The following is a 15,992-nucleotide window of genomic DNA, read 5'->3' on the forward strand; positions in this document are numbered from 1 at the left end:
ATAATTAAAAGTAAAACACATACATGATTTATTTAATCTGTATGTGTTTTACTTTTCGAATTTACTATGAGTAAAAGTTTTACGATTATATGTTTTCTCTTGATTGCTTTAGTAAATCATTTATTCGTGGAGAACAATTTCTACCTCCGCACGAACCACTGCCTGCACCAGTAGCCTTTTGGACTTCTTTTATAGTTGAAGCCCCATTTTTAATAGCTTCCTTAATTTTTGATCTAGGTATTGCCTTACAAGTGCAAGTTTTTGTTAATTTATCTAAAATTGCTTCATTCAAATTATTTTCCATAATAGTATCTCCTAAAAACATTTTTTAAGTTAATTGAAAAACTAACTTTATCTTAATTATACATTTTATAATCTAAAATAAAAGTATAGTTAATTAATATTATAACAATAATTATAAAAAAATATCCTATATTAAATAATAATTTTTATTATTATATTAATGTTGTAGATAATGGAATAGGAATTAAGAATGACGAAGAAAAGCGAATATTTGATAGATTTTATAGAAGCGATATAGTTAGAGGACAAAATATTAATGGAACGGGAATTGGCCTTAGTTTATTGAAATCTATCTCAAAGAATTTTGGTATTAAGTTAAAAGTGAATTCAGAATATGGCGTTGGATCTGAATTTATATTATTAATTCCTAAAATAATTAAATAAGATAATACTAGGAAAGGTTATTTTATTTGCTAAAGGGTCTACATAGCTATTTTATTCAAAAATGTAAAGCTATCTAAATCATTAAGAATACTAGATTTAGATAGCTATGTTTTATATTAGTATTATTATAACTGTAGTAAGAAATCAGTACAGTTATATATGAATAAAATTATAAAACCAATGTCCAGATTGAAGACCTAAAACTATTGCCAATCTAAATAAACATATAGTTGATATGCCTGCTAAGATTCCGGTGATTAATCTCCTTGTATTAGTACTTTTAAAGTACATGAGATATTGACCAAATCCATCAATTAAAAGTGGTAGCATCAGTAATAATTCTATAATTATATGAATATTTTTAGATAATATTACGTATGTGAGTCCGAGGATATATCCCAGTAATATTCCCGTGCATCTTGCACATAATGGAAATTGATGACCTCTAAAAAAGAATGATCTCTCAGGTAATTGATGGCAGAAAAACATATAGTTTAAGACTTTTTTACAATTAAGCATTTAACTTAGTATGATGATAAGCTGCCTAGCATTCCGAGTACAAAAGCTAGAACATAAAAGATTATCCAGACAATTATTCCACCGATCATCCATTTACATACGAGGCTGGCACTTTGAGGCTTTTCATCTTTCCATAAGAAGTATAAGATTATGCCTACTACTGGAAAGCAGCAAGATGCAATTCCAGCTAGATGAGATGGATTGTCTAAAGCATTTTTGGAAGATAGATTATTACCAGTAGCAACACCACAATGTATACATACGGCAGCGTTATCATCTATTTGTTGTCCGCAATTCTTACAAAACATATATTTCCCCCTTTAAGAAGATACTGTTATATTACTAGAGTATAGTATTGTCAATAATACAACTTATGAACAAATATGTAGTTATATTCATGAAAATATTTAAATTTATATGTTAGTTAAGTTATAAGTTTACTAAAGTGACATCACATTAATTTGAGGAAATTAGGATTCAATTACTTTATTACATTAATTAGTAATAAAGATACAATTAATGGTGATGATGAATTGACATTTAAAAATCATTAATATATAATTATTAAAATAAAAGACGATGATTAGGAAAAGTATCTTAGATATTATTTTTAGAGAGTAGCTGGTTGGTGTAAAGCTATAATAGATCTTAGAGAAAATCACCTAGGAGTTGGAGGCTGAAAGGTTTAATGCCGAATAAGTTATCACGTAGAGCCTGCGTTAAAGGATAGAGTATGTATGTACTTGAAATAAAACATTTAATTTTGTATTTAAATGTTTTAACCTTAGGTGGTTTGCGAATTCAACTTCGTCCTTTAGGATGGAGTTTTTTTATGTTTAAAAAAGTATACAAAAAGGAAACAATTCTTAAAGAGAATAATATAGTTTACTTAGCTGAAAGGGGAATTTTTAATGTACAATAAGGTAGATTCATCAAAAGGTACCGTCAAAATTGAAAAAGACATAGCAAAGCTTTGGACAGAAAAAGACATAATAAAGAAGAGCTTTGAATCAAATTCAGATGGAGAATATTTTACTTTTTATGACGGTCCGCCAACAGCAAATGGAAAGCCACATGTTGGGCATATTTTGACAAGAGTTATGAAGGATATAATTCCAAGATATAAAGTAATGAAAGGGTATAAGGTTCTTAGAAAAGCTGGATGGGATACTCATGGACTTCCAGTAGAGTTAGAAATAGAAAAGAAACTTGGAATCTCAGGAAAAGAACAAATAGAAGACTTTGGTGTAGAAAAGTTTGTTCATGAATGTAAAGATAGCGTATTCTCATATGTTAGCTTATGGAAGGAAATGTCTGAACAAATTGGATTCTGGGTTGATATGGATGATCCATATGTGACATACCATGATAATTATATTGAGTCTGAATGGTGGGCTTTAAAGCAAATGTGGAATAAGGGCTTATTGTATAAGGGCCACAAAGTAATGCCTTATTGCCCAAGGTGTGGAACAGCGCTTTCATCTCATGAAGTTGCTCAAGGATATAAGGATGTTAAAGATTTAACTGCAACTGTAAAGTTTAAAGTTAAAGGTGAAGAAAATAAATATATATTAGCATGGACAACAACTCCATGGACATTACCATCCAACTTAGCATTATGTATAAATAAATCTTATATATATGCAGAAGTAAAGGTAGGAGAAGAAATTTATATTTTAGCTAAGGATTTAGTAGGTAAGGTTTTAGGCGATACTGAATATGAAATAGTTAAAGAGTTTAAAGGTGAAGAATTGCTAGGTACTGAATACGAACAGTTATTACCTTTTGCAAAAGTTGAAGGAAAAGCTTTCGTAGTAATTCATGGAGATTATGTAACATTATCAGACGGTACAGGAATAGTACACATTGCACCAGCTTATGGTGAAGATGATAGTCTTGTTTCAAAGAAAAATGGAATTGCATTTATAAATTTAGTAGATACAAATGGTAATTTTGTTGAAGAAGTTACTCCATGGGCAGGAAAGTTTGTTAAGAAGTGTGATGAAAGTATTGTTAAATATTTAGAAGAACGTAATCAATTATTTACAGCACACAAGCACACTCACTCATATCCACATTGCTGGAGATGTGATACACCGCTTCTATACTATCCAAAAGATAGTTGGTTTGTTGCGATGACTAAAATGAGAGATAAATTACTTGAAAATAATAATAAAATAAATTGGTATCCTGATAACACTAGAACAGGAAGAATGGGTAAGTTCCTTGAAAATGTTATTGACTGGGGTATTTCAAGAGACAGATATTGGGGAACACCACTTCCAATATGGCAATGTGAATGTGGTCATCAAGAGTGTATTGGTGGCAGAGAAGAACTAGAAGAAAAAGCAACTACAGACTGTAAGGGGATTGAATTACATAAACCTTACGTAGATGGAATAAAGTTAAAATGTCCACATTGCGGTAAGGAAATGAAGAGAACACATGAAGTTATAGACTGCTGGTTTGACTCAGGATCAATGCCTTTTGCACAATGGCACTATCCGTTTGAAAACAAGGAAACTTTTGAAAAGAACTTCCCAGCACAATTTATTTCAGAAGCAGTTGACCAAACAAGAGGTTGGTTCTATACATTACTTGCAATTTCAACATGTTTATTTGACACAAATTCATTTGAAAATTGTATAGTATTAGGTCACGTTTTAGATAAAAAGGGACTTAAGATGTCTAAGCATAAAGGAAATGTTGTAGATCCTTTTGAAGTATTAAATAGTCAAGGGGCAGATGCTACAAGATGGCATTTCTATACTGCAAGTGCACCATGGCTTCCAACAAGATTCTCTATCGATGATGTTGCAGAAGCTCAAAGAAAGTTCTTAGGAACATTATGGAATGTTTATTCTTTCTATGTTTTATATGCTGAAATAGATAAATTTGATTCAACTAAGTACTCTGATTTTGTTTCAGATAATATAATGGATAAATGGATTATATCTAAATTAAACACATTAATCGAAACAGTTGATGATGGATTAAATACTTATAAAATTACTCAAGCAGCATTAGCTATTGAAGATTTTACTGATGAATTATCAAACTGGTATGTAAGAAGAAACAGATCAAGATATTGGTCACAAGAGTTAACAGACGATAAGATAGGAGCTTATGTAACTTTATATAAAGTTCTAACAAATTTAGTTAAGGTGGCATCACCATTTGTACCATTCATGACTGAAGAAATCTATCAAAATTTAGTTGTGAATCTTGATAAAAATGCGCCAGAAAGTATTCACCTATGCGCTTGGCCAGAAGTTGATAAATCTGCAATAAATAAAGAATTAGAAAAAGAAATGGATTTAGCATATACACTTGTTAAGCTTGGAAGAAGTGCTAGAAATGCTGCAAATGTTAAGAATAGACAGCCACTTTCTGAATTACTTATATCAACAAAATCTCTTCCAGATTATTACGGAGATATCGTAAAAGAAGAATTAAATATTAAAAAGGTTGAGCTTGGAGCAGACCTTTCAAAATATGTTAACTTTGAAATAAAACCTAATCTACCTGTTATAGGTAAGTTATATGGAAAATTAATTCCTCAAATCAGAAAGGCAATTTCTGAAAGGAACCAAATGGAATTGGCTCAAAAGATTCAAAATGGTGGAAGTGAAACTATAATTGTTAATGATACAGAAATAGTTCTTACAAATGAGAATCTTTTAGTTACAATGCAAGGTTTAGAAGGTTATGCATTCGCAGGAGAAGGTGAACTTGGAGTTGTTTTAGATACAACTGTAACACCAGAACTTCAAGAGGAAGGGCATGTAAGAGAAGTTATTTCAAAGATTCAAAATATGAGAAAAGATAAAGGATTTGAAGTTGCTGATAGAATAAATCTTTATGTATCAAATAACGATATGTTAATTGATGTTATTAAGAAATTCGAACAAACAATAAAGAAAGAGACTTTAACTTGTGAAGTTCTTTATAATCAAGAATCTAATTATTCAGAAACAGTTATAAATAGTGAAACATTAAACATGAATGTTGAAGTTGTAAAATAAAAACTAAGATGACTAGGAATAAAAGATTTTATTAAAATTCCTAGTCATTTTAGTATCTATGTACATATTTTATATGATTTTGATATATATTTCTTATATAAGATTGTAAATTAGTTAATATGTTTATAAATTTAAGATTAAAAACTATGATTTTTGACAAAACTTACAATAAAATAATAATTTATTTTAAGTTATGTTGATTTATAAGGCAATATGTTAGTATAATGAGATTATCTAGAAAAATTCAAAGGAGGAATAATAATGGCTACTTCTATTAAGGATGTTGCAAAAGAAGCAGGAGTATCAATTGCAACCGTTTCTAGAGTTTTAAATGATATCGATGTAGTAAACGAAGATACTAAGAAGAAAGTTTTAGATGCAATAAAAAAGCTTGGATACAGACCAAATATAGTTGCAAGAAGTTTAAAAACTCAAAGAACAAAGACAATAGGGATTTTACTTCCTGATATATCAAACCAGTTTTACCCAGAAATTGTAAGAGGTGCTGAAGATGTTTCAAATATATACGATTACAATATAATACTTTGTAATTCAGACCTTGATATAGAAAAGGAAAAAGAATACTTAAGGGTACTTAGAGAAAAAATGGTTGATGGTGTAATTTATATGAGTAGTTCTCTTAATGAAGAAATATTAGAACTAATCAATGAATTAGATATAAAAACTGTTTTAGTTGAAACTAAGGATAAAGAAGGAGTTCTACCAAGTGTAACAATTGATAATGTTAAAGCTAGCTATGATAGTACAAAGTTATTAATTGAAAAGGGAATAAAAGAAATTGCCTTTATAGGAGCTGAAAAAGAGAGCAAAAATGCTTGGGGTGATAGATATGTTGGTTATGAAAATGCAATGAAGGAATCAGGAATAGAAATAGATCCTGAACTAGTTCATTTAAGCTCAATGAAAGTAAAGAGTGGATACGAAGGTATACAAAAGTTCATAAAGCAAAATAAGAAGTTTAGAGGTGTTGTATGTGCTTCTGATGATATTGCAATGGGCGCAATTAATGCACTAAGAGATAATAACTTAGATATTCCAAAAGATGTAAGTGTAATTGGATTTAATGATAATTTTGCAGCTTCAATTTTCTATCCAAAGATCACAACAATTTCTCAACCAACTTATGATATGGGATCTGTTGCTATGAGAATGCTTATAAAACTTTTAAATAAGAAGAGCTAGATGAGCCACATTATGTTTTAGAACATCAGCTAGTTGAAAGAGAAAGTACAGTTTAATAGAAAAATAGTCAAATTTTATACTTAGTTAGTATAAATATTAAATGTATATGTTTATAGAGGACTACTTCAAGATAGTTTAGAGCTATTTGGGAGTAGCCCTCTATTAGCGTTAAAGCTATAATTAGTTGCGCACGTAACTAATTTATGCTAATATAGTTTGTATGTAATTATTTGGATATGAAATATGATTATTGTTAATACTATATTAATATGATTAAGATAGGGGAGAAGTAATATGGGTTGCTATCAGCATATAGGTAAGTATATTGGTGAAATACATAGATCTAGCTATATGTATTTTGGCAAGAGATTTAGTAAATTTGGGATAGGGGCTGGTCAGTACTTATTTCTTTTAAATCTTTATGAAAATGATGGTATAACACAAGAAGAATTGACGAAAAAGGTTAGATTAGATAAGGCGACAACAGCTAGGGCAATAAAGAAATTAGAGGATGAAGGTTATGTAAGGAGAATAAAAAAAGAAAGTGATAAGCGTGCATATAGATTGGAACTAACTGAGAAAGCAGAACAAATTAAAGATGATGTATATTCTATAATGAATGAATGGGAATCTGAGATTAGAATGTGTTTTACTGATGAGGAATCTCAAGAATTAATGAATTTGTTGAATAAGTTATCTAAGAGTTCTTTAATTAATAAGGAGGATATTCATGAATAAGCAGAATAGATTAGGAGAAATGGGTGTAGGAAAATTGTTGCTTGAGTTTTCAATCCCTGCCGTTATAGGAATGTTAGTTAATACATTATATAACATAATAGATAGAATATTTATTGGGCATATAGAAGGCATAGGTGAGCTCGCCATGGCTGGTGTTGGAATTACAATGCCAATAATGTTTATAATTTTAGCATTTGGTATGTTAATCGGAATAGGTACAGCTACAAAAGTGTCAATAAAGCTTGGAGAGCATGATAAGGAAGGGGCAGAAAGGCTTCTAGGAAATGCGTTTACATTGATAATAATAATTGGTGTATTGTTAACGTTGTTTGGTCATATATTTGCTAATCCGCTTTTGAAAGCATTTGGAGCGAGTGAAAATATTATAGGTTATGGTGAAGATTTTATAAGGGTAATTATTAGCGGTTGCATATTTAATTTGATGAGTTTCGGTTTGAATCATTCAATTAGAAGTGATGGAAGCCCAAAAATAGCAATGGCGTCTATGCTAATGAGTGCTATTATAAACATCATCTTAGATCCAATATTTATATTCGGTTTAGGCCTTGGAGTTAAAGGAGGAGCCCTTGGAACTGTTGTTGCGCAGGCAATAAGCAGTATATGGATTTTATATTATTTCACAAAGGGATCTAGTGTACTTAAGATAAGAAGGAAAAATTTAAAATTGGAAAAGGACGCAGTTTTAAGTATTTTTGCTATAGGGGTCAGTCCATTTAGCATGCAGCTTGCACAAAGTGCAGTTCAAGTAATAACTAATAATTCATTGCAGTCATATGGTGGTGATTTAGCTGTAGGAGCAATGACTATAGTGAACAGCTTAGCTATGATATTTTTAATGCCTATATTTGGATTAAATCAGGGTCTTCAGCCTATAATAGGTTATAATTTTGGTGCAAGAAAATATGATAGAGTTAAGCAAGCAGTAAAATATGGAGTTATTACAGCTACAATAATAGTGGTAATAGGATTTATAATAATTGAGGGAATTCCAGAAACATTAGTTAAGATTTTTAATAATGAATCATCGCTTATAGAAGTAACTGCTCATGGAATGAGAATATTTTTAATTATGCTGCCATTTATAGGAGCGCAAATTATAATTACGAATTTCTTTCAATCAATAGGAAGAGTAAAAATATCGATGTTTTTAAGCTTATTGAGACAGGTAATAATATTAATTCCATGTCTTATAATAATTCCAAGGTTCAAAGGATTAGATGGAGTATGGATCGCAGGAGCAACATCTGATATACTATCAGTTATAATTACACTTATCGTGTTTGTTAAGACATCAAAGGATTTAATGGGAAATGGAAAAGAACAAAAAGTTATTTTAGAAAATTAAAAGAATAGGTATGCCTCAATGTAGTTCTTAATATATTGAGACATACCTATTTTATTTAAAGGATTCCTTCGTTTTTTAGAATATCTTCTAATTTCTGAACTCTATTTGATAAACAAATAAACTTTTCTTTTAACTGTTCTTTTGACGGTTCATCATTGCTTATAACTTTTTCCATGTCTTCTACAGTCTTTAGAGCTTCTTCTACATCTTGTTGAGCTATCTTTAAATTTGAATCGTTCATAAAAATTCTCCTTAAAATAATATAATTATGTTTAGTAATTATATCCTATCACTACTAAAAAATAAGTGCAAGGAATATAAATGTAAAGAATAACTATACTATGGGGGAGAATATGATAAATTATATTTGGTTTTTTCTAATATTTTTTGGAATTCTAGTTGGATTATTGACTGGAAATGGAGAGCTTATTTCCAAAGCAATAATTAGTTCGTCAGGTAATACTGTAACTTTTATAATTGAACTTACAGGAATAATGTGCTTTTGGTGTGGAGTTATGAAGGTTGCTGAAAATAGCGGACTCACTGAAAAATTATCAAAGTTATTAAAGCCTATTCTTAAAAGAATTTTTAAAGAGGCTGCAAAGGATGAAAGGGCTTTAGGTGCTATTGTTATGAATCTTACTGCTAATATGATGGGATTGTCAAATGCAGCAACCCCTTTTGGAATAAAGGCGATGGAAGAAATGGATAGACTTAATTCAGATAAAGAAACAGCCTCAAATGATATGGCGCTTTTTCTTGTCTTAAATGCTACATGTATACAGTTAGTTCCATCGACGATAATATCTATAAGAGCAGCATGTAATTCGGTTAATCCTGGAATAATAATTTTACCCACTATAGCATCAACAGCAACAGCTGCAATAGTTGGAGTAATATGCTGCAAGATATTACAGAAATACTTTTAGAAATTTCAACAATGCAATTTAATTAGAAATGTTGCAAGGAGGATTATAGAATTATGTTTAATTACTTAAGTAAAAGCATAATACCAATAATATTTTTAATTATAATAACATATGGTATGTTCAAAGGAAGAAAGGTTTATGAATGGTTTATAGAGGGCGCTAAGGATGGATTGATGGTAACCTTAAGAATATTTCCATATCTTTTAGCTATGATAATTGCAGTGCAAGTATTTAGAGAGGCAAAATTAATGGATTTACTAAATAATCTGATTGCTCCACTTGCAAATTTAATAGGATTACCTAAAGATCTAATACCATTACTAATAATAAAACCACTGTCAGGAAGTGGTGCAATTGGTGTGTTTACAGATATAATAAAAAGTTTAGGACCAGATACAAGAACAGGTCTTATAGCGTCAGTTGTAATGGGAAGCACAGAAACTATATTTTATACAATTACAGTGTATTTTGGAGCAATTAAGGTAAAAAAGATAAGGCATACTTTATGGGCAGCAGTATTTGCTGATGCAACAGCAATAATTATGGCTATATTTATGGTAAATATATGTTTTTAAAATAACAAGTTTAATTATTTGATAAAATTTGTTAGTCAGAATATTTATTAGTTAGAATCATTGGAGTATTATATTAACATAGGAATATATTTTAATAGTAGAAAAGAGGCTAAATTATGAATAAAGATACTTATATAGAAAACAGAAGCAAACTTATGAATAGTGTAGAAGATAATTCAGTAATGATACTATTTGCAGGTAAACCAGCTAAAAAGACTGGGGATGAATTCTATCAATTTACTCCAGATAAGAACTTTTATTATTTAACAGGAATACAAGAAGATGGACATTTGGTTGTATTATCTAAATATAATAATATAGTAAGTGAAAAGTTATTTTTGACAGATTTAGATTTGGATAAAGAAATGTGGAGTGGAAAAACATTAAGAGATTTTGAGGGAAAAGAGATATCTGGAATAAATGATGTATCTTATATGAAGGAGTTTACTTCCTACCTAAATGTATTAATAAAGGGAAAAGAAAAAGTTAACTTGTATCTAGATTTGGATAGAGAAGAGTTTGAAGAAAGTGATTCTGTATCAAATAGATTTGCAAAAGAGATTATTAGTAAGTATCCACATATTAATATAAAGAATTTTACAAGTATAATTGCACCTCTAAGAATGGTTAAGTCTGAGAATGAGATAAAAGAAATGAGGAAAGCAATAGAAATAACTATTGAAGGTGTAAAGTCTTTAATGAAAAATGTGAAGGCTGGAATGAAGGAATATGAAATCGAGGCTTATTTTGATTTTGAATGCAAAACAAGAGGCGTTAAAGATTATGCTTTTAGAACAATAGCAGCAGCAGGGAAAAATGCAACAATACTTCATTATGTAGATAATAACAGTGAGTTAAAAGATGGAGATTTAATTCTATTTGATCTTGGAGCTCAATGGAATTTATATAATGCAGATATAACAAGAGCATTCCCTATAAATGGTAAGTTCACTCAAAGACAAAAGGAAGTTTATGAAGCTGTACTTAGAGTTAATAAAGCAGTAATTGAAAGAATAAAGCCTGGAGTGGATTCAAGAGAATTAAATGTATGGGCTAAAGATTTAATTGCACAAGAATGTATTGGATTAGGGCTTATAAAAGAAAAATCAGAAGTTAACAGATATTATTGGCATAAAATAGGTCACAGTTTAGGCCTAGATACTCATGATTTAGGTATACTTGGTAGAGAATTTACATTTGCAGAAGGAATGGTATTTACAGTGGAACCAGGTATATATATAGCTGAAGAAAATATAGGTATAAGAATTGAAGATGATATTTTAGTTACTAAAGATGGATGTGAAGTTTTAACTAAGAACATGATTAAGGAAATTGATGAAATCGAAGAATTCATGAAATAATATATTGTTGCCCAAATAAGAACCTAATAAGATTAAGATACATATATGTGTTTACTTATTAGGTCTTATGACGTTCTTAAAAAATATATTTAAAAGAGGGAATAAATATGAGAGTATCAGAAAGAATACAAAAATTAAGAGAAATAATGAAAAAAGAGAATATAGATTATTATATAGTGCCAAGTGAGGATTTTCATCAAAGTGAATATGTGGCTGAATGTTTTAAGTCTAGAGCATATATAACAGGATTTACTGGTTCAGCAGGAACAGCATTGATCGGAATGGAAAAAGCAATACTATGGACAGATGGAAGATACTTTATACAAGCCAATGAACAATTAAAAGATTCTGGAGTAGAGCTTTTTAAGATGAGAATTCCTGGATGGCCGACTTTAGAAGAGTGGTTGATGGAAAATATGATGGATGGCCAAACTTTAGGTTTTGATGGAAGAGTATTATCGGTTAATCAATATAAAGAAATTCTAAAAATAAAAGAAAATAAAAATATAAACATAGTAATGAATAAAGACTTAATTGAAGAAGTATGGGAAGATAAACCTAAAATGCCCAAAGAAAAAGTTTTTTTGCATGAAGTAAAGTATTGCGGAAAAACCGCAAATGAAAAGATTCAAGAAGTAAGAAATGAAATGAAAAAGCTATGTGGAAAGTCATATATAATATCATCATTAGATGATATAGCATGGATTTTTAATATTAGAGGAAATGATGTAAAGTATACACCAGTAACTTTAGCATATGCATTAATTGATGAAGAGAAAGCTGTGCTATACATAGATAGAGAAAAGATATCATCTGCTGATGAAAAAACATTAACTAAAGAAGGCATAATAATAAAAAATTATGAGGATATATTTGAAGATATAAAAGAAGTACAAGATAGTGTTATATTAGACCCAAGTAAAATAAGTGCGTATATATGCAATCAGATTAATAAAAGAATAAAGAAGATAGAAGAAATAAATATAACTACAAAATTAAAGGCCATAAAGAATAAGAAGGAAATAGAAAATCTTAAAAATTGTCAACTTAAAGATGGAGTTGCAATGGTAAGGTTTATTAAGTGGATCAAAGAAGGTCTAGATAAGGAAGATGTAACAGAGATCACCCTAGCGGAAAAGTTATGTGATTTTAGGAGTCAAGGAGATTTATTTATTGAGGAAAGCTTTGGAACAATTGCAGGATATAAAGAACATGCGGCGATGATGCATTATTCTGCAACAGAAGAAAGTGCATATAAGTTAGAAAAAGAAGGAATATTGTTAGTCGATAGCGGTGGACAATATTTTGATGGGACTACAGATATAACACGTAGCATTGTTTTGGGAAAATTAACTGAAGAAGAAAAACGAGATTTTACGCTGGTTCTAAAAGCACATATCAACCTTATGAAAGCAAAATTTTTAAAAGGAACTACAGGATCCAATATAGATATTTTAAGTAGAAGAGTTTTATGGGAAGAAGGAATAGATTACAAATGTGGAACAGGTCATGGGGTTGGATTCTGCTTAAGCGTTCACGAAGGTCCACAAACAATAAGGCCAGTACCGAATACAATAGAATTAGAACCGGGAATGATATTAACTAATGAGCCAGGAATATATAGAGAAGGCAAACATGGAATAAGGACAGAAAATATTATGCTAGTTGTTGAGGACGAAAGAAATGCTGAGTTTGGAGAATTTTATAAATTTGAAACCATGTCATATTGTCCAATAGACTTAGGTGGAATCAATGTTGAATTGCTGACAGAGGATGAAAAAGAATGGCTAAATAATTATCATAAAGAGACTTATGATAAATTAAGTCCATTCTTAAGTGATAGTGAAAAACAATTTCTTAAGGAATCAACTAAGGAAATATAATTTAAACATTATAAATAGGTTATTGCACTTGTAAGCAACAAATAGTATAATGTAAATAATTTGGGGATTAATATATATTATAGGTTAAAAATTTTATCTATAAAGTTTGCATAAAATAATCTCTTAAATAAACTAGTATTAATTAAATAGAATGCTATGAAGAGAAGAGTAATAAAAGAATCATTCTATAAGAGAGCTAATATATGCTGAAAGTTAGCGTTTGTGAATTTTATGAAGATGGTCTCAGAGCATGTTTCTTGAGTCAAAATTATTTGGTTAGGGAAATACGGAAGCGACCGTTATATTGCAGGGTGATGTTGGTCACCTACTGAGTTATTTGCTGTGAGGTAAATAAGAATTAGAGTGGTAACACGTATAATACGTCTCTATATAGGTTTTAATACTTATATAGAGATTTTTTTGTGCTTATGAAAAGATTAAAAGATAGAGCCAAGATAATTTGAAGACAAAAACATGAAGATGATAATAATCTTAACAATATATATTCTTTAGAATATATATTCTAATATTCTAATATTCTGAAGAATATGCTTGAAAAATGCGGGCTGGATATGTTATGACACAATATATAGAAGGTAAAAATTAATATTATAATAGAAAAATAGCAATAAATAATTGCTTTAATATAAGGAGGACACAAATAATGTGTACAGATTGTAAAAAAACATATTATATTACGACACCAATTTATTATCCATCAACAAAGCTTCATATAGGTAATACCTATACAACTGTAGCTGCTGATGCTTTAGCAAGATTTAAGAGATTAACAGGCTATGATGTAATGTTCTTAACAGGAACAGATGAACATGGTCAAAAGATCCAAAGAATAGCTGAAGAAAAGGGAATCACACCAAAACAACATGTAGATGAAGTTGTTGCTGGTATTAAAGATCTTTGGAGCATGATGAATATAAGTTATGATAAGTTCATTAGAACTACTGATGATTATCATATTAAAGCTGTTCAAGATATATTTAAGAAATTATATGATCAAGGAGATATATATAAGAGTTCTTATGAAGGTTGGTATTGCACACCTTGTGAATCTTTCTGGACTGATACACAATTAGTAAATGGAAATTGCCCTGATTGCGGAAGACCAGTTGAAAAATCAAAGGAGGAAGCATATTTCTTCAAGATGAGCAAGTATGCTGATAAGTTAATCAAATATATTGAAGACCATCCAGAGTTCATTCAACCAGAATCAAGAAAAAATGAAATGCTAAATAATTTCTTAAGACCAGGTCTTCAAGATCTTTGTGTTTCAAGAACAAGCTTTAACTGGGGAGTACCTGTAACTTTTGATGAAAGTCATGTTGTATATGTTTGGATTGATGCATTATCAAACTATATTACTGCCCTTGGATATGGCCAAGAAAATAAAGATTTATATAATAAATACTGGCCAGCAGATGTACATCTAATAGGAAAAGATATTTTAAGATTCCATACTATTTATTGGCCAATAATGTTAATGGCGCTAGATCTACCTCTTCCAAAGCAAGTTTTCGGTCATGGATGGCTACTTGTTGATGGTGGGAAAATGTCAAAATCTAAAGGTAATGTAGTAGATCCAGTTGTTCTTGTAAATGAATTTGGAGTTGATCCTGTAAGATATTATTTATTAAAAGAAATTCCATTTGGAGCAGATGGATTATTTAATAATGAAATATTTATAAAGAAAATAAATTCAGACCTTTGTAATGATTTAGGTAATCTTTTATCAAGAACAGTTGCAATGGTTGAAAAATATTTTGGTGGAGAAATGCCAGCTCAAGATGAAAAAGAAGCTATTGATGATGAATTAATAAATTTAGCATTATCAGCACCAGCTAAAATTGAGGAGGCAATAAACGAATTAAATATACCTCAAGCTTTAGAATATGTTTTTGAATTAATAAGAAGAGCAAACAAATATATAGATGAAACAACTCCATGGATATTAGCTAAAGATGAAAGTAAAAAGGCTAGACTTGGAACAGTTCTTTATAATTTAGCCGAAAGCTTAAGATTTGCATCAGTAATGATTTCAGCATTCTTGCCAGAAACATCTAAGAAGATTAATGAGCAAATTAATACTACAGAAGTTTCATGGGAATCATTAAAGTCATTTGATGGAATTAAGGCAGGAACTAAGGTAGTAAAGGCTGACAACTTATTCCCAAGAATAGATGTAGATAAGAAATTAGAAGAATTAGAAGCTTTAAAGGCTGCTCAAACACCAGCTAAGAGAGAAATTACACCTATAAAAGAAGAAATAACAATAGATGATTTTGAAAAGGTTGATTTAAGAGTAGTAAAAGTATTAGCATGTGAACCAATAAAGGGAGCTAAGAAATTATTAAAATTAAAAGTTGATTTAGGTGGAGAAGAAAGACAAGTGGTTTCTGGAATATCTAAGTTCTATAAACCAGAAGAAATAGTAGGTAAAAATGTAGTTTTAGTTGCTAACTTAAAGCCAGTAAAACTTAGAGGCGAATTATCACAAGGAATGATTTTATGTGCTGCAACAGATGATGACAGTATATTAAAAGCAGTGGATCCAGGTGAGATTCCAACAGGTAGCATTGTAAGATAATTATAAAAAATAGAACGTCTCACTTAGGGGAGTGAGACGTTCATTAACCATACTAAATAAATGGTTAAAAGGGGTAAATAATAATGCTTTAACTACTTTACAAT

12 protein-coding genes, 2 pseudogenes and 2 other annotated features are annotated in these 15,992 nt (G+C 29.9%); of the genes and pseudogenes, 10 read left to right on the forward strand and 4 right to left on the reverse strand.

Annotated features, from left to right (window positions below; genetic code table 11):
- Positions 1–85: 85 nt before the first annotated feature.
- A complete protein-coding gene (locus tag AXY43_RS14640; protein ID WP_011967406.1) occupies positions 86–304 on the reverse strand; it encodes a (2Fe-2S)-binding protein in 219 nt (72 codons plus the stop codon).
- Between the two features lie 110 nt (positions 305–414).
- Here AXY43_RS14640 and AXY43_RS14645 point away from each other — a divergent pair.
- Positions 415–687: pseudogene (locus AXY43_RS14645) on the forward strand (ATP-binding protein); the annotation flags it as partial.
- Positions 688–840: 153 nt separating this feature from the next.
- On the opposite strand, the gene AXY43_RS14650 reads toward AXY43_RS14645, so the two are convergent.
- Positions 841–1,206: a DUF2085 domain-containing protein gene (locus AXY43_RS14650; RefSeq protein WP_011967409.1), complete on the reverse strand. Its 366-nt coding sequence runs from the start codon at positions 1,204–1,206 to the stop codon at positions 841–843.
- Positions 1,207–1,211: 5 nt separating this feature from the next.
- Positions 1,212–1,514: a zinc-ribbon domain-containing protein gene (locus AXY43_RS14655; protein ID WP_023975940.1), complete on the reverse strand. Its 303-nt coding sequence runs from the start codon at positions 1,512–1,514 to the stop codon at positions 1,212–1,214.
- Between the two features lie 262 nt (positions 1,515–1,776).
- Positions 1,777–2,024, forward strand: a binding site (T-box leader).
- Between the two features lie 93 nt (positions 2,025–2,117).
- On the opposite strand from AXY43_RS14655, the gene ileS reads away from it, so the two are divergent.
- From ileS to AXY43_RS14680, 4 genes and pseudogenes are all read left to right on the forward strand, one after another.
- On the forward strand, positions 2,118–5,231 hold the full coding sequence (ileS, locus tag AXY43_RS14665; protein ID WP_105411746.1) for an isoleucine--tRNA ligase: 3,114 nt from the start codon (positions 2,118–2,120) through the stop codon (positions 5,229–5,231).
- 261 nt (positions 5,232–5,492) lie between these two features.
- Positions 5,493–6,490: pseudogene (locus AXY43_RS14670) on the forward strand (LacI family DNA-binding transcriptional regulator).
- Positions 6,491–6,728: 238 nt separating this feature from the next.
- Positions 6,729–7,172, forward strand: a complete 444-nt coding sequence (locus AXY43_RS14675; RefSeq protein ID WP_011967413.1) for a MarR family winged helix-turn-helix transcriptional regulator — start codon at positions 6,729–6,731, stop codon at positions 7,170–7,172.
- Positions 7,165–8,538 carry an MATE family efflux transporter gene (locus AXY43_RS14680; protein WP_023975937.1) on the forward strand — a complete coding sequence of 458 codons (1,374 nt, stop codon included), beginning with the start codon at positions 7,165–7,167 and terminating at the stop codon, positions 8,536–8,538. The genes AXY43_RS14675 and AXY43_RS14680 overlap by 8 nt, the downstream gene beginning before the upstream one ends.
- Before the next feature lie 55 nt (positions 8,539–8,593).
- Here the strand turns inward: AXY43_RS14680 and AXY43_RS14685 are convergent, their stop codons facing one another.
- A complete protein-coding gene (locus AXY43_RS14685) occupies positions 8,594–8,779 on the reverse strand; it encodes a hypothetical protein (protein ID WP_011967415.1) in 186 nt (61 codons plus the stop codon).
- 112 nt (positions 8,780–8,891) lie between these two features.
- Between AXY43_RS14685 and AXY43_RS14690 the strand changes: the two genes are divergently transcribed.
- The 5 genes from AXY43_RS14690 (at position 8,892) to metG (ending at position 15,888) form a co-directional block, all read left to right on the forward strand.
- Positions 8,892–9,467: a nucleoside recognition domain-containing protein gene (locus AXY43_RS14690; protein WP_023975936.1), complete on the forward strand. Its 576-nt coding sequence runs from the start codon at positions 8,892–8,894 to the stop codon at positions 9,465–9,467.
- A gap of 53 nt (positions 9,468–9,520) precedes the next feature.
- Positions 9,521–10,042 (forward strand): spore maturation protein, encoded by a 522-nt coding sequence (locus AXY43_RS14695; protein ID WP_023975935.1) that lies wholly within the window; start codon positions 9,521–9,523, stop codon positions 10,040–10,042.
- A 116-nt stretch (positions 10,043–10,158) separates the two neighbouring features.
- Positions 10,159–11,403, forward strand: coding sequence for an aminopeptidase P family protein (locus AXY43_RS14700; RefSeq protein ID WP_039773403.1), 1,245 nt, complete (start codon positions 10,159–10,161; stop codon positions 11,401–11,403).
- Between the two features lie 107 nt (positions 11,404–11,510).
- Positions 11,511–13,286, forward strand: a complete 1,776-nt coding sequence (locus AXY43_RS14705) for an aminopeptidase P family protein (RefSeq protein WP_023975933.1) — start codon at positions 11,511–11,513, stop codon at positions 13,284–13,286.
- A gap of 147 nt (positions 13,287–13,433) precedes the next feature.
- Positions 13,434–13,677 (forward strand) — a binding site (T-box leader).
- 273 nt (positions 13,678–13,950) lie between these two features.
- Positions 13,951–15,888 (forward strand): methionine--tRNA ligase, encoded by a 1,938-nt coding sequence (gene metG, locus AXY43_RS14710; protein ID WP_077829264.1) that lies wholly within the window; start codon positions 13,951–13,953, stop codon positions 15,886–15,888.
- The last annotated feature ends 104 nt before the right edge of the window (positions 15,889–15,992 follow it).

The organism is Clostridium sp. MF28 (assembly GCF_002969175.1).
GTDB lineage: Bacteria > Bacillota > Clostridia > Clostridiales > Clostridiaceae > Clostridium > Clostridium beijerinckii.